The following is a 22941-nucleotide window of genomic DNA, read 5'->3' as shown; positions in this document are numbered from 1 at the left end:
GGCCCACTCCGGTCCCGGTCGGCGCGCGGTCACTCGATCCGGATGTTCCTCTCCCGCAGAACCCGCGGCCACAGCGCCAGCTCCGCCTCGAACACGCGGGCGAAGGAATCCGCGGTGTTCTCCGGAACCGTCGCTCCCGCCTCCTCCAGCCGCGCCCGGAACGCCGCCTCGCCCATCGCCGCCGCGAGCGCCCCCTGCATCGCGGCCTTGGCCACCGCGCCGGTCCCGCGCGGCAGCATCAGCCCGAACCAGGTACCCTGCGCGAAATCCACGCCGGCCTCCCGCGCGGTCGGCACGTCGCGCAGCGCGGGCGTCCGGACCTCCGCGCCCACCGCGAGCGCGCGGACGGCTCCGCTGCGCACCTGTCCCGCAACGGTCGGGAAGACCGGCAGCATCAGGTGGATCTGCCCGGCGATCATGTCGGTCACCGCCTGCGCCATGCCCCGGTACGGCACGTGCGACAGCCGCATCCCCGTCACCTCCATCAGCAATTCGGTCTGGAGGTGCGTCACGGACCCGATGCCGTTCGTGCCGTAGAACAGCGCCTCCGGCCGCTGCTTCGCGAACTCGACGAAGCCCCGCAGGTCCCGTGCGGGTGACCCGGCGCCCACCAGGACGATCGGCGCGAAGCCCGCCAGCAGCCACAGGGGCTCCAGATCCGTCCGCGCGTCGAAGCCGAGCTCCCGCCCCGCCGCCGCACCGATCGGAAGGGAATTGTCCATCATGAGCAACGTCGCCCCGTCCGGCGCGGCGCGCGCGCCGGCGAGCCAGCCGACCGCCCCCGACCCGCCCGTCCGGTTCTCGACGACGAAGGACAGCCCCGTCACGTCCCCCAGCCGCGCCGCCAGCAGCCGCGCGAGGAAATCCGCCGTCCCGCCCGCCGCCAACGGCACGATGATCCGCACCGGCTTGTCCGAGGGCCAGGCCACGCGGCCCTGCGCCCACGCGTCACGGGCCGCGAGGGCCGGTGCCGCAAGGACGCCCAGCGCCGCGCGCCGCCCGACGGTCGCACCTGTCATCTCGTTCCCTCCTGCTCCCCCGGCGGTGCTTCGCCGCCAGGATGACCCGTCACCGTGACGCCAGGCGCCCACCCCCGCCAGAGGCTCGGGCGTCAGCCCTTCCCGTGGCCCTCCCGCGTCAGCGCGCTCGCCATCGCCGGCGCGTATCCCGGTGCGACGCGCGCATCCACGAGAACCGTCTCCCCCGCCTCCACCCGCGCCACCGCGTCGCGCAGCGCCGCGTCCAGCGCGGCCTCGTCCCCGACCGGCCCGATCCCGTGAACGCCCAGCCCGCGCGCCAGCACGGCAAAGTCCGGATCGGGATCGGAGATCGCCTGCCCCACCCACTTGTTCTCCACCGGCCGCCCGCGTTCCCGCGCCACGCGCTCCTGGTGCACCTCGTCGTTGAAGAAGGACCGGTTGTTCGACACGATGACGAGGAGCGGCACGCGGTAATGCGCCGCCGTCCAGAGCGCCGAGAGCCCCATCAGCGTATCCCCGTCGCCGAGCACCGCGACCGGCAGCCGCCCGCTCCCCCGCAGCCCGAGCGCCGCGCCGACCGCCATTCCCGGCCCGCTCCCGATCCCGCCGCCGCCATCCTGCCCGAGGTAATCGAGCGGGTGCCGGAAGGCCCAGAGCCCGCCATCCCACCCCAGCGGCACGCGGATGAGGGTCACGTCCCGCCCCGCCGTGACCCGCTTCAGCGACGCCGCGATCCCCGTGATCGTCAGCAGCCCGTCGGACACCGCCGGCACCGCCGCGTCGCGCGCCGCCGCGGGCGCCCCGCCCTCGCCGCCCAGGCCCATCGCCGCGCACAACGCGTCCACCACCGCGTCCGGCCCGCAATCGAAGGACAGGTCCGCCGGCGGCAGTGCCCCGTGGTCGAAGGACCACCCGTTGTGCAGCCGCTGATCCTGCGAGGCGAGGATCACCCGCGGCCCGCCGACCTCCGCCCCCGCCGCGCGCAGCGTGCCGCCGAGGTCCACCGGATCGAGCGCCAGCACGACCTCCGCCTCCCGCAGCGCCGCCGCCAGCTCCGCCGAGGCGAAGGTCCCAGGCGCGCCGACATGCAGCGCGTGGTCCGTCGGAAAGCAGGCCGGCAGTTTCAGGTCCGTCCCGACGCGCGCCCCGATCGCCTCGGCCAACCGCACCCGCGCGGCCCAGGACGCCCCATCCCGCCCGACGCGCCCCACCAGCATCACGACCCGCGACGCCCCGCGCAGCATCCCCGCCGCACGCTCCACCAGCGCCGCATCCGGCACGCCCGCCGAGGGAGGCGCGTAGCGCGCCATGTCCGGCGCCGCGGGCATCTCCGGGATCGGCGCCTCCTGCAACCCCGCATCGAGGTTCACATAGACCGGCCCGCACGGCGCGGATCGCGCGATCTGCCAGGCCCGCAGCAGCCCCTCCCGCGCCGCCCCCACGCTCGCCGGCTGCGCGTCCCACTTCACGTAGGGCCGCACCAGCGCCCCCTGGTCCTGCACCGAATGGATCCAGTCGATCCACGGCCGCCGCCGCGCCGCATCCACAGGCCCCGTCGCGCCGAGCACGAGCACGGGCGCCCGGTCGCACCAGGCGTTGAAGATCGCCATGGTCCCGTGCATCAGCCCGACATTGGAATGCAGCGCCGCCGCCATCGGCCGCCCGCAGGCCTTCCAGTAGCCATGCGCGACGGCGACCGCGTGCTCCTCGTGCAGGCAGACCAGCATCTGAGGCGCGGTGTTGCCGAGCCGGTTCACGAGGCTGTCGTGCAGCCCGCGATACGACGCGCCGGGGTTCAGCGCGACGAACGGGATCTCCATGGCCCGCAGCACGTCGGCGATCGCGTCGCTCCCCCAGGCCCGGTTGTCACCCGGCGCCGAAGGCACCGGCCGGTCCATCGCTTCCGCCCCCGTCGCCCCGTCACCCGTCGCCCCGTCACCCGTCGCCCCGTCACCTGTCGCCCCGTCACCCGTCGCCCCGACTTCGTCGCGTGGCATCGCGATTCCTCCCTCTTCGCCCGCAGCATCGCACCGGCGGAAGGGCAGGGGAGGTGCCGCCGCTCCGACGGCGAGCCCGTCCGCCCGGCCGGACCGATGCGCGCGCGGCCTGGCCGTCACGCCCCCGTAAGCCGGCGATGCTCCTCCGCCGCATCGCCGGCTTGCGGGGACGTGACGGCGAGGCGCCCCGCTTCCAGCCGATAGGACCTCATGGGATGGCCGCTCTCCGATTCGATGAAGAAGCGCTCGATCGGTCCGAAGACGCGGCCGAGCTGCCTGGCGTCCGCCAGCGGAAGGAAGGTCCGCAGCACGCGCGGGTCGTAGAAGCGGAAGTACACGACCCGCCCGTCGGGCAACTGGGCGCGCAGCAGCTTCTTCAGGTGCCGCCGGAAGGCCGGCATGTCCGCCCGCGCGGCGGCGACGATCCCCCAGGCCTGCCCCAGGCCGGCCGAGCGCCACCAGTCCAGGAACCCGTCCCCCGCCGCACCGGCACCACCCACGGCGCGTTCGCCGCGAGCGACGGGTCGAGCGGATCGTCGAAGAGGCAGCGCGCCGCCGGCGCGAGGGCCCGGATGGCGGGCACGAGCCGTTCGTCCCGCGCCGCATCCATGATGTCGTAGAGGACCGGCGCATCCTGCATCAGGCCGCGCAGATCTCGCAGAACGGCGCGCCGTTCCGTGACGCCGATGCCAGCGCGGCCGCCTGCCGGCCGCCGCCGGCGCCGCTGTCGTCGCCGATCAGGACGGTGGGCAGCCCAAGCACGATGACCCCGCCATGCACCGTGCTGTCGCCGATCCGGGCCGCCGGCATCCCGCCGATGATGACGGACCGGCAGCCCGTCAGGATCGCGTCCGGCGGGCCGACGCAGACGCACATGTCGGAGATGCGGGCGGAGGGCAGGCTTCCGATCAGGACCGTGGGCGCGCAGGGGCCGGAGATCGGCCCGCCGACATGGGGAACGAGGCCGGTGAAAATCGGGCAGACGTGAAGGTCGGTGAGGCGCGGCCGGCTTACCGGGCATCCCCGCCGCCCCTCACCCGGCCGCTCTGCGCCGGGGCACCCGGCGCTCGGCCCCCGGCGCCCCGGGCGGCCCGGCCCGTCGCGTCAGGCACGGCGATCAGGCACGGCGAAGGGTCTGTTCGCCGGCTTCCGCGGGATGCAGGGCGTCGGAGTGGTCCCAGACCAGGTGGACGGCGATCGCGAAGAACGGGTCCTCGCCCGCCAGCCTGTCCGCCCGCGACACGGCCTGGGCCAGGTCGGCCTCGCAGGACGGGGCGAGCAGCCCCGTCCTGCGGTCCATCCTGTCGGCGAACCACGCGATCTCGTCGGGCGGCATTCCCCGGTGGTCGAAGCCCGACAGGAACGAGATGTACCCGCCCGTCGCGACGTCGAAGCCGAGCAGCGGCCAGATCGCGGGAACCTCGGGCGGGCGCGTCGTCGTCTCGAACAGGACCTCGAGCATCTCCTCCCGGGGGAGGTCCCTGCCGGACGGGCGCGTGTCCACCCACGCATAGGCGAGAGCCGCGTCCTGCCATGCCTCCGTCCCGGGGTAATGCGCCATCATGTCCATCACATCGTCCCAGACGAGGAACAGGCTGAAGCCCACATTCGCCGAAGGGTTCACGATGACCCGATCGGTGGGCGGAGAACCGCGGCGCTCCCAGACCTCGCGGTGCAGGAACACCGACGGGTTCACGTACTTGTCGAAGGTGGCCAGCGGCCCGTCATGCGCGAGCGGACCGCGGGGAAACAGCGCCGGGCGCGGCGCCAGGGGCCGGCGCACGTCGAAGCCGAACAGCCGCCGCGGGTGGATGGGGGATGCGCGTCCGCTCACCTTGGCCAGCCTCCCCTCACTTCATGGGATGACCGGGCATGCCGCCCGGCGGCAGGCATTCCACGTCCGGCGTGGCCTTGTTCCAGAAGCATGCGCAGGTCCGTGGGTTCTGGTTCATCTGCACGAGATGGGCGTGGTCACCGGGGCAGGGATGGTGCGGCACGCTCGGCGGCACCCGGTCGATCCGCTCCACGCGGATGGTTCCGGTCGGCGGGGAGCAGGCGGGGCAGCGCCGGGCCGGACAGTCCTCGACCGTCGCGGGCCGCGTCCGCTCGGCCTCCCGCTCCGCGGTTCGTTCCTCGACGGCCCTGACGGCCGTGTGGATCCCGAGGGCGGCGAGGGCCGCACTCCCTACGAACACCACCGCTTCCCCGGCCGCGACGACCGCGGGCCAGACGAGGGGAAGGGCGACGGCCATTCACAGCGCCTTCATTCACAAGCCGTTCAGGCGCGTGATCAGCATCGGCATCTTCTGCTCGCCCGTCAGGTCGATCCGCCGCAGGAAGGCCTGCACGGGCGGACGCACGTCGAAGTCCGGCAGGAGCGTGAGGTGGAATGCGAGGAACCGCTCCATCGCCTGCGGCGTCGCCAGCGCATAGGCCGACCCGGTAGTGTCTCACTTTGAAATCCGGGCTGGCCAATCGGTCACGGCGTCGCTGCCTTCGTCATAGAGGTAAAGGGTCAGGGGCACGTCAAAGGATGATGCCCAGATGACCGCGTCGGCGACGGAGAGGCTATTGCGCCCTGCAAACCCTGGCTCACGGTAATCGGGCTCAGCCTGATCCGCCCCGAAAGCGTTGTCGTGCCACGTCGCTTCGATGATGGCGTCTATCCTCTTCCAGCGGTGAGGATTGGTCCGCCGATCAACGATGTTGAGGATGATACCGCCTTCGCCTGACGCGGCTTGTAGGGACCACGCTTGGCCGGGGGAGCCTCCCGCGCGTCCAGCAGCGCCACCACGTCCTCCATGGACCACAGCCGATCCGTGACGCCAGCCGCCATCGCGGGCGTGCAGCGGAGCGTCTTGTGGATGCGGACGAAGTTGTACCAGCAGGTGTAGAGCGCGACCATGTGCGCGTGCGGCAGGCCCTTCTTGCTGAACCCGTTCGTCAGCCGCGTGAACCGCCGCATGTGCATCCGCATCGTGAGGTTCTGACGCTCGACGTAGGACGTGCTGACATGCTTCGCGTCGGGGCGGCGCTCGATGCGGATCTTGTGGGTCACGGTGCAGTCGGCCGGGGAGTAGCGGCCCTTCGCGCCGTCCGGTGCGTCGCCATAGACCTTCACGAGCATGGCGTAACCCACGTCGGCGCCGAAGGCGCCTTCAACAGCCGTCAGGTACGCCTTGTGGCCGTCCGTGGTGAGCTGCACCCGGTTGGCGAGGCGGTCCGCCACGTCGTCCATGAACGCTGCCGCGTAGCCTGCGTCGCGCCCGCTGATGAGGTAGGAGATGATCAGCTTGGAGTCCGCATCCAGCGCGGTCCACGTCCACACGTCGCCAGCCTCCTCCGGCGCGGCCTTGGCGGTCGCGACGTTCTTCGCCTTCGCGTAGCAGAAGGACCAGATTTCGTCGCACTGGACGCGCTTGGCGTTCACGCCGCGCACCGTCTCGTCGTGGTGCGCCATGCACGCCTCGCCCGCGTCCACGAGGAGCTTGCTCACCGTGTTGATGCTCACGTCTGCCATGCGGGAGACAGACCGCATGGAGGCACCCTCGCAAAGCATCGTCAGGATCGCGGCGCGCTTCGCAGGCGGGAGCTTGTTCATGCCCGGCATGACATGAACTTTCATGCTTAGCGTCAAGCAAAAAAGATCGCCTTGAGGGGGGATTCAACCATCCTCAAGACGTGCTATCTCTCGCGGCGGGGCGGGGGAGATCCCAACTCCCACACCCGGGGTACGAGCCCCGGACCCTGTGCCATCGGCCGCCCCGCACTGAAGCGCCTACCAAGACCCGCCACGTTCCTTGCTAGGGGATCGCGTGGCGGGTCTTCTCGTCTTGGCCCCCAGCGCCGGTGGGCATGGGCGTAGGGGCCGTCACCCTCCTCATCTCGAATCTCCGTTCCTGGCCAACGCAACCTACAGCGAGCGGCATCGCTATGTCTCCCCTTCACATCAGTCACATCTTTGTGATGTTTCGATGTGGCTACTTCTGTGGGCGACGTAGTATGTCAGAACGGTCGCGGAGCAGATGGCAGGCGGGAGGCATAAATGAGTGATGTGGCAGAGGGTGGTTCGGCTAAGCATCGGAGCCCGCCGTTCCCCTACATAGGTCTCCAGCGGGCAATCGAGCGCGCCGGGCAAATGTTTGCCGTGGAGCGCGATCACCCTGCGCTCGTCGGTGTCGTCGCTAAGGCCTGGGGCTACTCGGCGAACAGCAGTGGCGCGATCCAGACCGCCGCCGCCCTGAAGCACTTCGGGTTGGTAGAGGACGAAGGTAGTGGAGAAAAGCGGAAGATCCGGCTGACGAAGCTCGGGTTGCGTCTTGTTCTGGATAAGCGGCCGGATAGCCCGGAACGCCAAGACGCTCTCAAATCAGCTGCCCTGATGCCGAAGATCCACCGAGAGCTTTGGGACAAGTATCGTGGTGCTCCTCCCTCAACGGACACGCTGAAATCGCTGCTAACCTTCGAGCGGCGACTGGCGGGTCTGGCGTCGTTCAGCGATCAGTCGGCTAACGAGCTTATCGAGGAGTACATCGGAACGCTTACCTTCGCCGGCCTCATGGGAACCCCTGAACAGCCAATCGATGACCCTTTTGGGCTGGATTTGCCTGGTGACATGAACACGGAACTGCGTGAGAATCGTGCACTTGTACCGGTTCAACAAGCGCCAGCGCCCGCCGTTCTGCCGGCCGCTCCGCAACGGGGGGTTCCACTCATGGAAGCCGAGCGCATCGTGTTCACCGAGGAGGGAGGGCCTAACCAGTACGTGAAACTGGTTGCAAGCGGCCCACTGGACGAAAGCCTTCTCGACGCGATCAGCAATTACGTAGAGCGACAGAAGCGGCGGCTTGAGCAGATGAAAGACATGTTGAACTAGCGCTCGCTCCAACGTTTCACCGCCGCCTTCCGCGCGACCTCCGCCCGCTGCTCCGGCGTCATTGCGTCCGCCCGCGCCCGGCCGCCCTTTCGGCCGAGCGTGGCGGCCGCTTCGTCCTTCGCGGGCGGGGGCGGCACGTCCTCCGGCTCCTCCCCCGTCGCGATCCGCATAACGCGGACGGCGTTACCGATCACGTCTGCGGGACGCTTCTGGCCCTGTGGTCCTTTGGGCATCAGAGCCAACCTTTCCGCAGGCCGTCGTCAATCAGCCTCTCGCCGTAGCGTTCAGCGTCCATCCCGTACTGGTTGCTCCGGCGCGGCACCTTCCCGTCCCGCTCAGCCCGGGCGTACTCCTTCCCAAGCTCGGCTTTGTGCTTCTCAATCAGCCGCCGCACGGCATCGCGGATGAAATCGCGCTGGCCTTGCGGCGACTGAAGATCGTCGTCTGCCATGCGATCCTCCCTGCTTGCCGCCAAGCATAGGGACGATCGGCCACGGGTGCGATGGGGTGCCCGGTCAGGCCCCAACTTCAAACTGAGACACTACCCGACCCCGCCGCGACTGGCCTACCCGAACAGCACCTTCAGCGCGATCAGCAGCACTGCGATGATCGCGATCGCCCAGGTCGCGGTGCGGGTGAAGGTGTTCCAGCCGGCCTGACGCTCCGGCAGGATGTCCTGGGACGTCACGGTGGCGAGCTCGTACTGGTCGCTGTGGTCGGCCACGTCGGGGTCCCGCGCTGTGGAAGTCGCGCCAGCGTGTAAGTGCCGCGGATCGCCGGGACAAGGGGTTGGCAAGGGGGGGCAGAGGGGTGGCCAGGGTCAGGGCAGCGGGTTGGCGAGCGCCCCCGACGCCGCGCCGACGGCCCCCGACAGCCGAACCGCACCGCCCACCAGCACCGCCTCCCCTCGCGCCAGCCAGGCGAGGCAGGCGGGCAGCAACCGGTGCTCCTGCTCCAGCACCCGGGCCGCGAGCGTCGCCGCGTCGTCCCCCGGCAGCACGGGCACGGCCGCCTGCGCGATCGCCGGCCCCTCGTCCACGCCGGGGCTGACGAAGTGTACGGTGCAGCCATGCAGCCGCACCCCTGCCGCGAGCGCACGGGCATGGGTGTCCAGCCCGGGGAAGGCGGGCAGCAGGCTGGGATGGATGTTGATCATCCGCCCTTGCCACTCCCGCACGAAGGGTTGCGTCAGCACGCGCATGAAGCCCGCGAGCACCAGCAGCCGCACCCGGTGCGCCGACAGCGCCGCCCCGACCTCCGCCTCGAAGGCGGCGCGGTCGCGGCCGAAGCGGCGGCTGTCCACCACGGCCGTCGGAATGCCGGCCTCCCGCGCCCGCTCGAGCCCCGCCGCCTCGCCGCGGTTCGAAAGCACCAGCGCCATCTCCGCCGGGTAGTCCGGCGCCGCCGCGGCCGCGATGAGCGCGCCGAGGTTGCTGCCCCGGCCGGAGATCAGGACGGCGGTCCGCACGCGCCCCGTCACGGCCACGCCGCGCCGAGGCCGCCCACCCGCACCGCCGCCTCACCCACGCCCGCCCCATCCTCGCCGGCCCGATCTTCACCGGCCCGATCTTCACCGGCCCGATCTTCACCGGCCTCGATCCGGCCGATGCGGTGCACGGCCTCGCCATGCTCCCTCAGAAGGGCGGTCGCGGCCGCCGCATCCGCCTCAGCGACGACGAGGGCCATGCCGATGCCGCAGTTGAAGACCCGCAGCATCTCCTCCGCCGCCACGCCGCCGCGCTGCGCCAGCCAGCCGAAGACGGGCGGCACCGGCCAGGATCGGCCATCCAGCACCGCGACCATCCCCGCCGGCAGGACGCGCGGCAGGTTGCCCGGCAGCCCGCCACCCGTGATATGCGCCGCCGCCTTCAGCAGCCCTGCGCGGTGCAGCGCGAGCACCGGCTTCACGTAGATCCGCGTCGGCTCCAGCAGCGCCTCGCCCAGCGAGCGCCCCGAAGCGAAGGGCGCTGGATCCCCCAGCCCGGTATTCCCGTCCGCGACGATCCGCCGCACCAGCGAATACCCGTTGGAATGCACCCCCGACGACGCGAGCCCGAGCACCACGTCGCCAGGTCCCACATCGCCCCGCGGCAGCAGCGCCCCCGCTCCGCCGCCCCGACCGAGAAGCCCGCAAGGTCGTAATCCCCGCGCGCATACATCCCCGGCATCTCCGCCGTCTCGCCACCCACCAGCGCGCAGCCCGCCTGCCGGCAACCCTCCGCGATGCCGGAAACGACCTCCGCCGCCTGCGCCACGTCCAGCGCGCCCGTCGCGAAGTAGTCGAGGAAGAACAGCGGCTCCGCCCCCTGCACGACGAGGTCGTTCACGCACATCGCGACGAGGTCCACGCCGACCGTCCCGTGCCGCCCCGCCTCGATCGCCAGGCGCAACTTGGTCCCCACGCCGTCGGTGGAGGACACCAGCACCGGGTCCGTGAAGCCCGCCGCGCGAAGGTCGAACAGCGCGCCGAACCCGCCCAGCCCGCCCATCGTCCCCGCGCGGTCGGTCGAACGCGCCAGCGGCTTGATGCGGTCCACCAGCGCGTCGCCCGCCTCGATGTCCACGCCCGCATCCTTGTACGTCAGGGCGTTGGAGGTCAGGGCGTCGCGGTCGGTCGGTCTGGTCATGGCGGCCCTTGATCGGGTAAGGCTTCGGCGGCCCGGATCGGTGCCCCGGCCCGGTCCCCGGCACCGGGCGCCGATCCGCGGGTTCTGGATGCGGAGCGGCGATGCGGGGTGTGGTCTCGGCGGCAAAGCATCATGTCCGGCGCCGCTCCGCAATCGGGGCGGTCCTGGCGGCCCTGCTGTTCGCCGTCCCGGCCATTGCCCAGGAAGCCCTGGTTCAGCGCGGCGTGCCCGCCGAAGCCACCGCCGAGAACGCCGTCATCGCCCGCGAACGCGCCATCGCCAACGCCCAGCGCATCGCCTTCGACCGCATGGCGGAACAGCTCGGCATCACCTCCCGCCCGGGAAACGTCGAATCCCTCGTGGATAGCCTGATCGTCGAGGAGGAACGGACGACGCTGAACGGCTATTCCGGCCGCTACACCGTCCGCTTCAACGCCCGCCGCGTGGCCAACCTCGGCGGCCGCCCGCCGGGAGGGGAGGGGACCCCGCCCGGCGGCGAGGCCACCGCCGCCGCACCGCCCCCGGCCGGGTCCCTCCCGGCCACTGCCTACCTCGACGCCGGGACGAACTTCCGCTCGCTGCAGGAATGGGTCGCCCTCCGCCGGCGCCTGCTGTCGCAGCCCGCGGTCGCCAGCGTGGACATCCTCGCGATCTCGGTGGACGGGGCGCGGCTGCGCATCGGCCTGCGGTCCCCCCGAACCTCGCCGCGGCCGAACTCGCGCGGGGCGGCATCGCCCTGGCCCCGGTCGCGCCGGCGCCGCTCCCCGCGGGCATGCCGCGCCCCTCCACGCCACCCCCGGGCTGGCGCGTCGGCCTTGCCGGAGGCGCCTGACAACGCCCCGCCCCCCGATGGCCGCGCGGGCGCGTCCCGCGCGGAGGGCGGGCTGTTCACCGTCCCCAACGTCATCACCCTGCTGCGGCTCTGCGCCGTGCCGGTGACCGTCTGGCTCGTCATCCAGCGCCGCCTGGACCTCGCCTTCCTCCTCTTCGTCGGCGCCGGCGTGTCGGACGCCATCGACGGCTGGTGGGCCCGCGTCCGCAACGCCCGCTCCTTCCTCGGCGCCGTGCTGGATCCCGTGGCGGACAAGGCGCTGCTCGTCTCCATGTACGTCGCCCTCGCGATCATCGGCGTGCTGCCGGACTGGCTCGCCATCCTCGTCGTCTTCCGGGACCTGCTGATCGTCGGCGGCGTGCTGGTGCTGGCCCTGATGGGCACGGCGCCGGCGATCCGCCCGCTCTTCGTCTCGAAGGTCAACACCTTCGCCCAGATCGCGCTCGCCGGCCTCGCCCTGCTGCTCGAAGGCTTCGCCCTCCCCGCCGGCTGGCTCCTGCCGGCGCTCGTCTGGATCGTCGCCGGCACGACCATCGCCTCCGGCGCCGCCTATGTCCGCGCCGCCGCGCGCGGCACGGCGGGCTGAACGTCATGCGCGACGGCCCGACCAACCTGCCCGCCCCGCCGCGCCCGCCGATGCGGCCCGCCCTGCCGCCCTCCGCCGTCACCGCGTCCCCCGGCGCGCGGACCGCGACGCGGGGCCAGAGGCTCGCCCTCGTCCTCGGCGTGCTCGGCACGCTGTTCTTCCTGCTGTGGTTCTTCTCGGCGATCCTCACGCCCTTCGTGCTGGCGGTCGCGATCGCCTACTTCGTCGATCCGCTGGCGACGCGGATGTCGCGCATCGCGATCCCGCGCGGCCTTGCCTCCGGCCTCCTCGTCACGGCGCTGCTGGCCTTCGCGCTGCTCGCCGTCGTCCTCCTCTACCCCCTCATCATCGCGCAGATCGGCGTGCTGCTCACGCGACTGCCGGCCTACGTCGCGCGGATCGGGGCGACCCTCGCGGACGCGCTCGCCGCGGCCGAGGAGGCGATCGCCCCGCTGGAACTCGACCCCCGCCTGAAGGACCTCGCGGTCAGCCAGGTCGGCTCCATCGTCGTCTGGCTCGGCAGCTCCGCCACGCGGCTGCTCGGCGGCGGCTACGCCATCTTCAACGTCTTCACCTTCGTCATCGTGACGCCGATCGTCGCCTTCTACCTCCTGCGCGACTGGCCGCGGATGATCGCGCGCGTCGAATCCTGGCTGCCCCGCCGCAACGCCGCCGTCCTTCGCCAGCTCGCCTTCGATACGGACCGCGTGCTCTCCGCCTGGCTGCGCGGACAGCTCCTCTGCTGCGCGCTGCTGGCGGTGTACTACGCGCTCGCCCTCTCCGCGGTCGGCCTCGAACTCGGACTGCTGATCGGGATGCTCGCGGGCATGCTGACCTTCGTGCCCTATGTCGGTTCCTTCACCGGCATGGCGACGGCGGTCCTCGTCGCCATGGGCCAGTTCGGCACCTGGCGCGGCGTCGCGACGGTCTTCGGCGTCTTCCTCGTCGGCCAGATCGTCGAGGGCTACATCATCTACCCCCGCCTCCTCGGCAACCGCGTCGAACTGCACGCGGTCTGGGTGATCTTCGCCCTCTTCGCCGGCGGCGTCGCCTTCGGCTTCCTCGGCGTGCTGCTGGCCGTGCCGATCGCGGCGGCCATCGGCGTGCTCGCGCGCTACTGGCTGCGGCGCTACCTCGAGAGCCCGCTCTACCTCGACCCGCCGCGGACGGGATCCTGAACCGCATCGCGCCGACACCATCGCGCGATTCGCGCGACTCGGGCGCGCGCGCTACCCTCCGCCCCGTGACGCCCCGCCCCGTGACACCGGACCATCAGACCCCGATCGCGCGCCAACTCCCCCTCCCGCTCGCGGTGCGGCCGGAGCCCCTGGCGGACCCCATCCCCGACCCCTCCAACGCCGTCGTCCGCACCTGGCTCGCTGACCCCCTCTCCTGGCCCTTCGGCCGCCTCGCGATCCACGGGCCGGAGGGCTGCGGCAAGTCCGCCTACCTCGCCCAGGCCGCGCGGCGGCTGGAACTCCGCATCCTCCGCGGCGCCGAACTCCGCGGCCTGCCCCCCGCCGGCCCGACCGCGCTCGACGACGCCGATCTGGTCCCGGACGAGGCCGCGCTGTTCCACCTGATCAACGCTTGCGCGGAAGGCGGGCACCTCCTGCTTCTCGTCGGCCGCGCCGCGCCCTCCCGCTGGCCGGTGCGCCTGCCCGACCTCGCCTCCCGCCTCCGCGCCACCTCCACCGCCGAGGTCGAGCAGCCCTCCGAATCCCTCCTCCGCGCCCTCCTGACCCGCCAGTTCTCCGCCCGCCAACTCCGCATCGAGCCGGCGCTCGTGTACTGGCTCCTCGCCCGCCTGCCGCGGGAGGCCGCGGTCCTGTCCGAGGTCGCCGCCCGCCTCGACCGCGCCGCCATGGCGGACGGCCGCGCCATCACCCGAGCCCTGGCCCGCGCCACCCTCGCCGACCTGCTGGAACCGCATGCGGAGGATCATTCCGCCGATGACGATTCGGTGGCACGCCGTCCCCCGCCGCCCCCGGTGATGGGCACGCTGCTGTAGTCCGGGCTAGGTTCCGCCCATGGACACGAACCCGCCCCCGGCCGAGGCCCCCTCGCAGGTGACGGTCGCGCCCGCCGCACCGGCCGCGACGTCGCCCATCCCCCTTGACGACCCGGGCCGCTTCATCAATCGCGAGTTGTCCTGGCTCGCCTTCAACGAGCGCGTGCTGGACGAGGCCGCGAACGAGCGCCACCCGCTTCTCGAACGCCTCCGCTTCGTCGCGATCTCCGCCTCCAACCTCGATGAGTTCTACTCCGTCCGCGTCGCCGGCCTCGTCGGCCAGGAACGCGCGGGGATCGCCGCCATCTCGCCCGACGGGCTGACGCCGACGCAGCAACTCGCCGCCATCCACGAACGCGCCGGGCGCCTCCTGATCCGTCAGCAGCAGGCCTGGGCCTCCCTTCGCGTCGCACTGGCCGAGGTCGGGATCGTCGTCGCCGATCCCGCCGCGCTGTCCGAAGGGGACCGCGAATGGCTCGCCGCCTGGTTCATGGACCGCGTCTTCCCCGTCCTGACGCCACTCGCGGTGGACCCGGCGCACCCCTTCCCCTTCATCGCCAACCTCGCCCTCTGCCTCGTCATGAAGTTGGTGCGGGAGGAAGACGGCGGCACGATGCGCGCCCTGCTGCCGCTCCCGCCGCAGGTGGACCGCTTCATCCGCCTGCCGACCGAACCCGGCGGCCCCGCGCGCTTCCTGCTGCTGGAGGACCTGATCCTCCTCAACCTCCAGCGCCTCTTCCCCGGCTTCATCCTCGCGGAACGCGGCCTGTTCCGCCTGATCCGCGACACCGACGTGGAGTTCGAGGAAGAGGCGGAGGACCTCGTCCGTTCCTACGAGACCGCGCTGAAGCGCCGCCGCCGCGGCCGGGCCATCCGCCTCTCCGTGACCGGCGACACCCCCGCCGACATGGCGGAATTCGTCGCGGAGGAACTCGACGCCCCGCGAGCCGAGATGTTCCAGGTCGAAGGCCTGCTCGGCCTCTCCGACCTCACGCAACTCATCCTCGACGACCGGCCCGACCTGCTGTTCAAGCCCTACACGCCGCGCTTCCCCGAACGCGTCGTGGATTTCGGCGGCGACTGCTTCGCGGCGATCCGCGCGAAGGACATCGTCGTCCACCACCCCTACGAATCCTTCGACGTCGTCGTGCAGTTCCTCCGCCAGGCCGCGGCGGACCCCGCCGTCGTCTCGATCAAGCAGACGCTCTACCGCACCTCCCGCGACAGCCCGATCGCCCGCGCGCTGATCGAGGCGTCGGAGGCCGGCAAGTCCGTCACCGGCATCGTGGAACTCAAGGCGCGCTTCGACGAGGAACGCAACATCGCCCTCGCGCGCGAACTGGAAGCCGCGGGCGTGCAGGTCGTCTACGGCTTCGTGGACCTCAAGACCCATGCGAAGGTCTCGCTTGTCACACGCCGCGAGGCCAGCGGCCTGCGCTCCTACGCGCATTTCGGTACGGGCAACTACCACCCGGTCACCGCGCGCATTTACACCGACATCTCCTTCTTCACGACCGATCCGGGGCTGACGCGCGACGCGGCCCGCCTGTTCAACTACATGACGGGCTACGCGCGGCCCGAGACGATGGAATCCCTCGCCTTCTCCCCCCTCACCATCCGCCCCGCCATGATGGCTCTCATCGAGGCGGAGATCGCCAATGCCCGCGAAGGCCGCCCCGCCGGCATCTGGCTCAAGATGAACTCCCTCGTGGACGAGAACCTGATCGACGCCCTCTACCGCGCCAGCGACGCCGGCGTGCGCGTGGACTGCATCGTCCGCGGCATCTGCTGCCTCCGCCCCGGCGTTCCGGGCATGAGCGAGAACATCCGCGTGAAGTCCATCGTCGGGCGCTTCCTCGAACACTCCCGCATCTATGTCTTCGGCAACGGCCATCGGCTGCCGTCCCGCCGCGCCCGCGTCTTCATCTCCTCGGCCGACTGGATGGCGCGCAACATGGACATGCGGGTCGAAACGATGGTCCCCGTCGAGAACCCGACCGTCCACGCCCAGATCCTCGACCAGATCATGGTCGTGAACCTGAAGGACAACGTGCAGTCCTGGGAACTGCAACCCGACGGGGTCTACCGGCGTGTGAACACCGCGAAGGAACCCCTCTCGGCCCACGAGTACTTCATGACCAACCCCTCCCTCTCCGGCCGCGGCTCCGCGCTGCACCGTCCCAGCCAGGAAGCGGCCCGCATCGCCCCGCGCCGGCGGGCCATGGCGCCGCGTCGCCAGGACTGACCGCCCTGCCCTTGGACGCCCAGCCGCCCCTCCCCGGCGTCGTCGCCCCGCCGGCGCCGTCCCCGGACCAGCCGGGACTGCCGCGTTCCGGCGTCGTGGACCTCGGCTCCAACTCCGTCCGCCTCGTGATCTTCGAGGGCTGCTGCCGCAACCCCGTCCCGATCTTCAACGAGAAGGCGGTGCTCGGCCTCGGCCGCGGCCTCCAGGTCACGGGCCGGCTGAACGAGGAGGCGGTGGACGCCGCCCTCACCATCCTCGGCCGTTACCACGCCATCGCCCGCGCCATGGGCGCCGCGCCGCTCGAGATCCTCGCGACCGCCGCGATGCGCGACGCCTCCAACGGCTCCGCCTTTGCCGACGCCGTCCGCGCCCGCATGCCCGGCGTCCCCCTCCGCATCCTGACGGGCGCCGAGGAAGCCCGCATGTCCGCCGATGGTCTCCTCCTCGGCGTCCCCGGCGCCGACGGCATCCTCGGCGACCTCGGCGGCGGTTCCCTGGAGGTCGTCGAACTCGATGCGGGCCGCGTCGGCGAGGTGGACAGCCTTCCCCTCGGCACCATCCGCCTCGCCGACCGCTCCGGCGGCGACCTCACCCGGGCCCGCGCCGTCGCGGAGGCCGACCTCTCCGCCCTCCCCTGGCTCAACCGCGCGCGGGAACGCGACCTCTACCTCGTCGGCGGAGCCTGGCGCGCGCTCGCCCGCATCCACATGGCCCAGACCGGCTACCCCCTGTCCATCGTCCATCACTACGTCCTGCGGCGGGAGGAAGCGCGCGACCTCTGCGCCGTCGTGATCGCCGCGCAGAAGCCGGAGCGCCTGCCCGGCGCCCCGCTCAAGCGCGCCGCCGACCTCCCCTTCGCGGCCGTCGCCCTGCGCCGCCTCCTCCGCCTCTCCGGCGCCCGCCGCGTGGTCTTCTCCGCGAACGGACTGCGGGAGGGCTGGTACGCCCGCCTCCTCCCCGCCGCCGTCCGGACGGAGGACCCGCTGATGTCCGCCGTCCGCGGGCTCGACCTCCGCTTCGGCCGCGACCCCACCCTCCCGCCGGCGCTCGCCACCTGGACCGCCCCCTCTTCCCCGAGGAGTCCCCGAACGAGGCGGCGCTCCGCGTCGCGGCGTGCTGGGTGTCCGACACCGGCGCCCACGACCACCCGGACTACCGCGCGGAACAGTCCTTCTTCCGCGTGCTCCGCCAGCCCGGCATCGGCCTCGATCACCACTCCCGTGCCTTCCTCGCCCTCGCCGTCGCGCTTCGCTACGAGGCGGCGAACCCCTCGGTCCTCGCCCCCGCCCGCGCCCTGCTCGGCACCGCCGTCCAGGCCCGCGCCGAGGCCCTCGGCGCCGCGCTGCGCCTCGCCTACACCCTCTCCGGCGGCACCCACGCCCTGCTCGCCGGCACCTCCCTCCTCCGCCGCGGCGCGCAACTCGTCCTCCGCCTGGAGGAAGGCCGCGGCGTCTTCGCGGGCGAAAGCGTCCAGCGCCGCCTCGACGCGCTCGCCGAAACCGTCGGCCTGGACGCGATGGTCGAGGTCGCCCGCGCCTGAGGCGTGGCGGCCGGGTGGCGCGGCGGCCGGGTGGCGTGGCGCTTGTGGCCCCGAAGGAAGGCAGGGTCTTCCTCCCGGGACCACCCGCACCACGCCAGCCCGCCACCCAGCCCCGGGGTGACGCCCGGCCATCCCCCGCCATATGCTCCGGCCTGAGGGGGAAAGATTTCACGTGCCGGAACCCAACGCCCGGGTCCGCCGCGCGGCTGCTCGGGACGGGGGACGCGGGCGGCTGTTGCCGGTCCTGGCCGGCCTCGCCCTCCTGCTCGGGGCCGCGGCGGGCTTCGCCTGGTACGCGCTCCGCGGCGCCGACGTCTCCGACCGCCTGCGGGACGCGCTCACCCGGCTCGACACCCTCGCCGCCGTCCCGACCCTCCTCCAGGCCGCGGAGGCCGAGCAGCGCCGCGCCCTCCTGACCGAGGGGGAAAGCGACCTCGCCCCGCAGCGCGCGGCCCTCGACGCCGCGATCCGCCGCTACGCCGACCTGTCCGGCGCCGACCCCTTGCTCGCGCCCGCCATCTCCGTGCTGCGCGACGCCGTCGGCGCCCGCCTCCGCACGCTGGAGGACGTGCTGGCCCGTGCGCGCGCCGGCGACCGGGACGGCGCGCGGGACCTCCTCCGCGTCAACGCCGGTGCCGACCAGATGCGTCGCGTCCGCGACGCCCACGACACGCTGCGGCTGGAGGAGGAGGCGCGCCTCCTCCACGTCGCGGGACGTGCCGATCGCGGCGCGCAGGCCCTCTTCGCCGGCGCGGCGGTGATCCTGCTGCTCATCGGCCTCGGCGCGCTGCTGGCCGCCCGCGACGCCTTCCGGCGCGCCCGCGCGGCGGAGGCAGACCGCGACGCCGCCATCGCTGCCCGCGAACGCCTGATCGGCGAGATGACGGAACGCGAGCGCCTGGAGGACCGCCTGCGCCAGTCGCAGAAGATGGAATCCATCGGCCAACTCACCGGCGGCATCGCGCACGACTTCAACAACATGCTCGCCGTCGTCATCGGCAACCTCCACCTGCTGCGTCGTCGCGCCGCGCGGGGGGAGACGGACCTCGACCGCTTCGTCGCCGGCGCGCTGGACGGAGCGCAGCGCGCCGCGACGCTGACGCACCGCCTCCTCGCCTTCGCGCGCTTGCAGCCGCTCGCCCCGAAACCCGTGGACGCGTACCGCCTTCTCGCCGGCATGGCCGACCTGCTGCGCCGAACCCTCGGCGAGACGATCCGGATCGAGACCCCCCGCACCCCCGGCCTCTGGCCCACCCATGCCGACCCGAGCCAGTTGGAGAACGCGATCCTCAACCTCGCCGTGAACGCCCGCGACGCCATGCCCAACGGCGGCATGCTGACGCTGGAGACGGCGAACGTCACTGTCGCCGACCCCGACACCCCCTGGCATGGCGGCGCCGATCCCGGCGACTACGTCATGATCGCCGTCACCGACACGGGCCAGGGCATGCCGGAGGACGTTGCCGCCCGCGCCTTCGACCCCTTCTTCACGACGAAGGAGGCGGGCCGCGGCACCGGCCTCGGCCTCTCCCAGGTCTATGGCTTCGCGCGCCAGTCCGGCGGGCACGTCACGATCCGGTCGCAGCTCGGCGCCGGCACCACCGTCCGCCTCTTCCTCCCGCGCTTCGCCGCGACGGAGGACGACGCGCTCCCCGATCTCTCCGCTGCCACCGCCGTGCCCCTCGCCGGCCGCAGCGACGAGACGATCCTCGTCGTGGAGGACGAGGACCGCGTGCGCCAGTTCGTCGTCTCCGCGCTCCGCGACCTCGGCTACACCGCCTTCGGCGCCAACGGGCCGAACCAGGCGCTGAAGGTCCTCGACGGGAACCCGGGCATCCGCCTCATGCTGACCGACGTCGTCATGCCCGGCATGAACGGCCGCCGCCTCGCGGAGGAGGCGCGGCGGCGCCGTCCGGACCTCCGCATCCTCTTCGCCTCGGGCTACGCGCCTGCGGAGGTGATGGCCGACGACCTCCCCGGCCCCGGCGCCGCGATCCTCGCCAAGCCCTTCTCCCTCGACGCCCTGGCGCGCAAGGTCCGCGAAGCCCTGGACGCCGATGCGGGCTGACCCTGCGCTCGCCCGCGACGCGCCGGACGCCGCCGGGCATGGACCGGCGGACCCGCCGCGCCCGGTCCAGGGGCCGCGCGGCCCCCGCGGCATCCGCGCCCGCCTCGTCCTCCTCGTGCTCGCCACCCTGCTGCCCGTCCTGCTGTTCACGGGCCTCCTCGCCTGGCGCTTCGCGGCCGGGGAGCGCGGGGCGGTGGAGCGCGACATCCTCCAGCGCGCGACCGCCCTCGCGCGGGAGGTGGACTCGGAAGTGGACAGCGTCGCCGCCGCGCTCCGCGCCGTTGCCGCGTCGGCCGAGTTCCGGGACGCCGACCTCCCGCGCCTGCACGCGCAGCTCGGCGCGGTCTCGCGCCTCCTCGGCGGTCCTATCGCCTACCGCGACACCGACGGTCGCCTGCTCCTCCACTCCGCCCTGCCGCTCGACGCGCCCCTGCCGCCGACGCCGCTGGACGCGGCCTTCCGCGCCATCCCAGCCGATACGGCGGTCTATGTCGGTGACCTCGCGACCAACCCGGTCGGGGGGCAGCCGGTCTGGGGCATCGTCCTGCCCGCGTCGGACGCGGCGGGCCGCCGCCGCTTCCTCGCGATCGGTCTGCACCCCCGCGCCCTCCTCCCCGTGCTGCGTCGCGCGACGCCAGGTCCGGGCTGGACGACCGCGGTCCTGGACCGGAACAACAGGATCGTCATCCGCAGTGCCCGCCCGGACGAGACCATCGGCCAGTTCGTCGCGGGCGTGCGTGAGAGCGCGGGCCTGGTCTGGCGCACGGTCAACCCGGATGCCGTGCCCGTCGTCGCCGCCGGCGCCGCCCTCGCCTCGGGCTGGACGGTCGCCGTCAGCCTGCCTGCCGCGACGGTGGACGCGCCGCTCCGCCGCGCCGCCTATTCCCTCGCCGCCATCGGCCTCGCGACCTTCGCCGCCGCGGCCGGCGCCGCGCTCGTCGTCGGCGGGCGGATCGCGCGGTCTATCGGGAGCCTCGCCGCCGGCGCGGCCGCCCTCGGCGCGGGCCGCCCCATGCCGCCCATCCGGACCGACCTGCGGGAGGTCGCGGAGGTCGCCGAGGCCCTCTCCGACGCCGCCGCCACGGCCACCGCGCGCAGCGCCGCCCTCGCCGACCGCGAGGCCGCGCTGGCCCGGACGCAGCGCCTGGCCCGCGTCGGTGGCTTCGAGATCGAGGTGACGCACGGCCCCGACGGCCCGCGTTTCCAGAACTTCCGCTCGCCCGAGTACCTGCTGCTGCACGGCCTCACGCCCGAAGCCGTCGAGGAGCCGCACCTCGCCTGGGAGCGCCGCATCCACCGCGAGGACCGCGACAGGGTCGCCGCCGAGTTTGCCCGCGCCATCGCGGGCCGGGAGGCGACCTACGCGCAGGAATACCGGATCGTCACGCCCGCCGGCGAGCTCCGCTCGATCTCCGCGCGCGCCGAGATCGAGCGCGACGAGCAGGGGCGGGCGCGCCACATCCGCGGCGTCCACCTCGACGTCACGGAACTGCGGCGCGCCGAGGCCCGGCTGCGCGAGAATGAGATGGCTCTCGCCGCGGCGGAGGAACGGCTGCGCCTTGCGCTGGAAGCCGGCGACCTCGTCGCGTGGGAGGTGGACACGGCCAGCGGCATCGGCACCGCCTCCTCCGGCCATTTCCGCCTCCTCGGCCTTCCCATGCCGCCCGACGGCCATTCCCTCCTGCGCGACTGGGAGAAGGTCGTCCTGCCGGAGGACCGCCCCGTGCAGGACGCCGCCCGCCGCCGCGCGATGGAAGGCGACGGTACCTACCACGCGGAGATCCGCATCCGCCGCCCGGTGGACGGCGCGATCCGCTGGATCTCCTCCGTCGGCCGCCGCGTGCCCGGCACGCGGCGCGTCATCGGCGTCTACGCCGACGCGACGGAACGCAAGGCCGCCGAGGAAACCCTGCGCGCCCGCGTCCGGGACGCGGTCGCAGCCGCGGAAGCCGCCCAGGCCCCTTCGCCCAGGCCCGGAAACTGGAAGCGCTGGGCCACCTTACCGGTGGCGTCGCGCACGACTTCAACAACCTCCTCCAGGTCGTCGCCTCCGGCGTCACGCTGCTGCGCAAGCGCGCGGGAATCGCCGGCGACGCGGGCGCCGCAAGGCTGCTCGACGGGATTGCCGGCGCGGCGGAGCGCGGCGCCTCCCTCGTCGCGCGCATGCTCGCCTTCGCGCGCCGGCAGGAACTGCGGATGGAGGTGGTCGATGCCGCCGCGCTCGTCGCCTCGCTCCGCGAGATGGTGGTGAAGAGCATCGGCCCCGCCGTCCCCGTCCAGTTCGACCTGCCGTCAGGCGAAGCGGCGTGCTGGGTCCGGACGGACCCGAACCAGCTGGAACTCGCCCTCCTCAACCTCTGCGTGAACGCGCGCGACGCCGTGCCGCCCGACCGCTTCCCGGAGGCCCGGATCCGCATCGCCCTGCGCCACGTCCCGGCCCGTTTGCCCGACCTCGCCCCCGAAGGCGGTCTGCCGCCCTCCGTGCGCGACGCCGCTGGGCCTCCCGGACCGGGGAACTGGGTCGTCCTCTCCGTCGCCGACGGCGGCACCGGCATGGATGCCGAGACCCTCGCCCGCGCGACCGAACCCTTCTTCACGACGAAGGAGGTCGGGCGCGGCACCGGCCTCGGCCTCTCCATGGTCCACGGCCTCTGCGAGCAGTCCGGCGGCGCGCTGCGGCTGCGCAGCGCGCCGGGCCGCGGCACGACGGCGGAGATGTGGCTGCCCCGCGCCGCCGCGCCCGCGGCGACGGACGATGCCGGTCCCGCCGCGGCACCGGCCGCGCCGGACCGCCGCCTCTCCGTCCTCGTCGTGGACGATGACCCGCTCGTCCTCGCCAGCACCGTCGCCCTGGTCACGGATCTCGGCCACGAGGCGACGGCGGCGGATTCCGCGGAAGCCGCCCTGCGCGCGCTCCGCGCGGGGGCCGTGCCGGACGTCATCGTGACGGACCACGCCATGCCCGGCGTCACCGGGCTCGACCTCGCCCGCCGCGTCGCGGCCTCGCGCCCCGGGCTGCCGGTGATCCTCGCTTCCGGCTATGCCGACCTGGAGGACGGCGCGGCCGCCGACCTGATCCGGCTCAGCAAGCCCTTCAGCCGCGACGCCCTCGCGCGTTCTCTCGCGGACGCGACGGCCGCCCGGGTCGGCTGAACGCCCCGCGCCCGTTGCCCGCCGGC

At 72.9% G+C, this 22941-nt stretch carries 20 protein-coding genes and 3 pseudogenes; 9 read left to right on the top strand and 14 right to left on the bottom strand.

The window, feature by feature from the left end; all coding sequences use genetic code 11:
- Window positions 1-29: 29 nt before the first annotated feature.
- From ACE7GA_RS05665 to ACE7GA_RS05625, 9 genes and pseudogenes are all read right to left on the bottom strand, one after another.
- Window positions 30-1019: a Bug family tripartite tricarboxylate transporter substrate binding protein gene (locus tag ACE7GA_RS05665; protein WP_376096867.1), complete on the bottom strand. Its 990-nt coding sequence runs from the start codon at window positions 1017-1019 to the stop codon at window positions 30-32.
- A gap of 92 nt (window positions 1020-1111) precedes the next feature.
- Window positions 1112-2977: a thiamine pyrophosphate-binding protein gene (locus ACE7GA_RS05660; RefSeq protein ID WP_376096864.1), complete on the bottom strand. Its 1866-nt coding sequence runs from the start codon at window positions 2975-2977 to the stop codon at window positions 1112-1114.
- A 116-nt stretch (window positions 2978-3093) separates the two neighbouring features.
- On the bottom strand, window positions 3094-3477 hold the full coding sequence (locus tag ACE7GA_RS05655; RefSeq protein ID WP_376096861.1) for a DUF4123 domain-containing protein: 384 nt from the start codon (window positions 3475-3477) through the stop codon (window positions 3094-3096).
- Window positions 3478-3506: 29 nt separating this feature from the next.
- A pseudogene (locus ACE7GA_RS05650) lies at window positions 3507-3587 on the bottom strand (hypothetical protein); the annotation flags it as partial.
- Between the two features lie 29 nt (window positions 3588-3616).
- Window positions 3617-3952, bottom strand: a complete 336-nt coding sequence (locus ACE7GA_RS05645) for a PAAR domain-containing protein (protein WP_376100113.1) — start codon at window positions 3950-3952, stop codon at window positions 3617-3619.
- Between the two features lie 142 nt (window positions 3953-4094).
- On the bottom strand, window positions 4095-4811 hold the full coding sequence (locus ACE7GA_RS05640) for a hypothetical protein (RefSeq protein ID WP_376096858.1): 717 nt from the start codon (window positions 4809-4811) through the stop codon (window positions 4095-4097).
- A 16-nt stretch (window positions 4812-4827) separates the two neighbouring features.
- Window positions 4828-5229: a hypothetical protein gene (locus tag ACE7GA_RS05635; RefSeq protein WP_376096855.1), complete on the bottom strand. Its 402-nt coding sequence runs from the start codon at window positions 5227-5229 to the stop codon at window positions 4828-4830.
- A 15-nt stretch (window positions 5230-5244) separates the two neighbouring features.
- Window positions 5245-5385, bottom strand: coding sequence for a hypothetical protein (locus tag ACE7GA_RS05630; RefSeq protein WP_376096852.1), 141 nt, complete (start codon window positions 5383-5385; stop codon window positions 5245-5247).
- A 254-nt stretch (window positions 5386-5639) separates the two neighbouring features.
- On the bottom strand, window positions 5640-6578 hold the full coding sequence (locus ACE7GA_RS05625) for an IS1 family transposase (protein WP_376096849.1): 939 nt from the start codon (window positions 6576-6578) through the stop codon (window positions 5640-5642).
- A gap of 444 nt (window positions 6579-7022) precedes the next feature.
- On the opposite strand from ACE7GA_RS05625, the gene ACE7GA_RS05620 reads away from it, so the two are divergent.
- Entirely contained in the window at window positions 7023-7853 is an 831-nt protein-coding gene (locus tag ACE7GA_RS05620) for a hypothetical protein (protein ID WP_376096846.1), read from the top strand.
- On the opposite strand, the gene ACE7GA_RS05615 is transcribed toward ACE7GA_RS05620, so the two are convergent.
- The 5 genes and pseudogenes from ACE7GA_RS05615 to purM all read right to left on the bottom strand — a co-directional run bounded on the left by ACE7GA_RS05615 (window position 7850) and on the right by purM (window position 10480).
- On the bottom strand, window positions 7850-8086 hold the full coding sequence (locus ACE7GA_RS05615) for a hypothetical protein (RefSeq protein WP_376096843.1): 237 nt from the start codon (window positions 8084-8086) through the stop codon (window positions 7850-7852). The genes ACE7GA_RS05620 and ACE7GA_RS05615 overlap by 4 nt on opposite strands.
- The gene (locus ACE7GA_RS05610) at window positions 8086-8304 is read right to left on the bottom strand and encodes a hypothetical protein (RefSeq protein ID WP_376096840.1); all 219 of its coding nucleotides are present in this window, start codon (window positions 8302-8304) and stop codon (window positions 8086-8088) included. The genes ACE7GA_RS05615 and ACE7GA_RS05610 overlap by 1 nt, the downstream gene beginning before the upstream one ends.
- Window positions 8305-8418: 114 nt before the next feature.
- The gene (locus ACE7GA_RS05605) at window positions 8419-8577 is read right to left on the bottom strand and encodes a preprotein translocase subunit SecE (RefSeq protein WP_376096837.1); all 159 of its coding nucleotides are present in this window, start codon (window positions 8575-8577) and stop codon (window positions 8419-8421) included.
- A gap of 96 nt (window positions 8578-8673) precedes the next feature.
- Window positions 8674-9321, bottom strand: coding sequence for a phosphoribosylglycinamide formyltransferase (gene purN, locus ACE7GA_RS05600; protein WP_376096834.1), 648 nt, complete (start codon window positions 9319-9321; stop codon window positions 8674-8676).
- Window positions 9322-9329: 8 nt separating this feature from the next.
- Window positions 9330-10480, bottom strand: a pseudogene (purM, locus tag ACE7GA_RS05595) (phosphoribosylformylglycinamidine cyclo-ligase).
- Window positions 10481-10581: 101 nt separating this feature from the next.
- Between purM and ACE7GA_RS05590 the strand changes: the two are divergent.
- The 8 genes and pseudogenes from ACE7GA_RS05590 to ACE7GA_RS05555 all read left to right on the top strand — a co-directional run bounded on the left by ACE7GA_RS05590 (window position 10582) and on the right by ACE7GA_RS05555 (window position 22915).
- Window positions 10582-11898 (top strand): CDP-alcohol phosphatidyltransferase family protein, encoded by a 1317-nt coding sequence (locus ACE7GA_RS05590; RefSeq protein ID WP_376096831.1) that lies wholly within the window; start codon window positions 10582-10584, stop codon window positions 11896-11898.
- Between the two features lie 5 nt (window positions 11899-11903).
- Window positions 11904-13076 carry an AI-2E family transporter gene (locus ACE7GA_RS05585; RefSeq protein ID WP_376096828.1) on the top strand — a complete coding sequence of 391 codons (1173 nt, stop codon included), beginning with the start codon at window positions 11904-11906 and terminating at the stop codon, window positions 13074-13076.
- 65 nt (window positions 13077-13141) lie between these two features.
- Window positions 13142-13909: a chromosomal replication initiator DnaA gene (locus ACE7GA_RS05580; protein ID WP_376096825.1), complete on the top strand. Its 768-nt coding sequence runs from the start codon at window positions 13142-13144 to the stop codon at window positions 13907-13909.
- Window positions 13910-13928: 19 nt separating this feature from the next.
- Complete coding sequence (locus ACE7GA_RS05575; protein ID WP_376096822.1) at window positions 13929-16154, top strand: RNA degradosome polyphosphate kinase; 2226 nt, start codon at window positions 13929-13931, stop codon at window positions 16152-16154.
- Window positions 16155-16231: 77 nt separating this feature from the next.
- A pseudogene (locus ACE7GA_RS05570) lies at window positions 16232-17694 on the top strand (Ppx/GppA family phosphatase).
- 172 nt (window positions 17695-17866) lie between these two features.
- Window positions 17867-19762, top strand: coding sequence for an ATP-binding protein (locus ACE7GA_RS05565; RefSeq protein WP_376096819.1), 1896 nt, complete (start codon window positions 17867-17869; stop codon window positions 19760-19762).
- Window positions 19752-22013, top strand: coding sequence for a PAS domain-containing protein (locus ACE7GA_RS05560; RefSeq protein ID WP_376096815.1), 2262 nt, complete (start codon window positions 19752-19754; stop codon window positions 22011-22013). Before ACE7GA_RS05565 ends, ACE7GA_RS05560 begins: the two co-directional genes overlap by 11 nt.
- On the top strand, window positions 21926-22915 hold the full coding sequence (locus ACE7GA_RS05555; RefSeq protein WP_376096812.1) for an ATP-binding protein: 990 nt from the start codon (window positions 21926-21928) through the stop codon (window positions 22913-22915). Before ACE7GA_RS05560 ends, ACE7GA_RS05555 begins: the two co-directional genes overlap by 88 nt.
- Window positions 22916-22941 lie beyond the last annotated feature (26 nt).

The sequence above is a fragment of the Roseomonas sp. CCTCC AB2023176 genome (genome assembly GCF_042259275.1).
In the GTDB taxonomy this organism is placed as follows: domain Bacteria; phylum Pseudomonadota; class Alphaproteobacteria; order Acetobacterales; family Acetobacteraceae; genus Roseomonas.
Note: the sequence above shows the minus strand (reverse complement) of the source record. Positions and strands in the feature narration are given on the sequence as shown.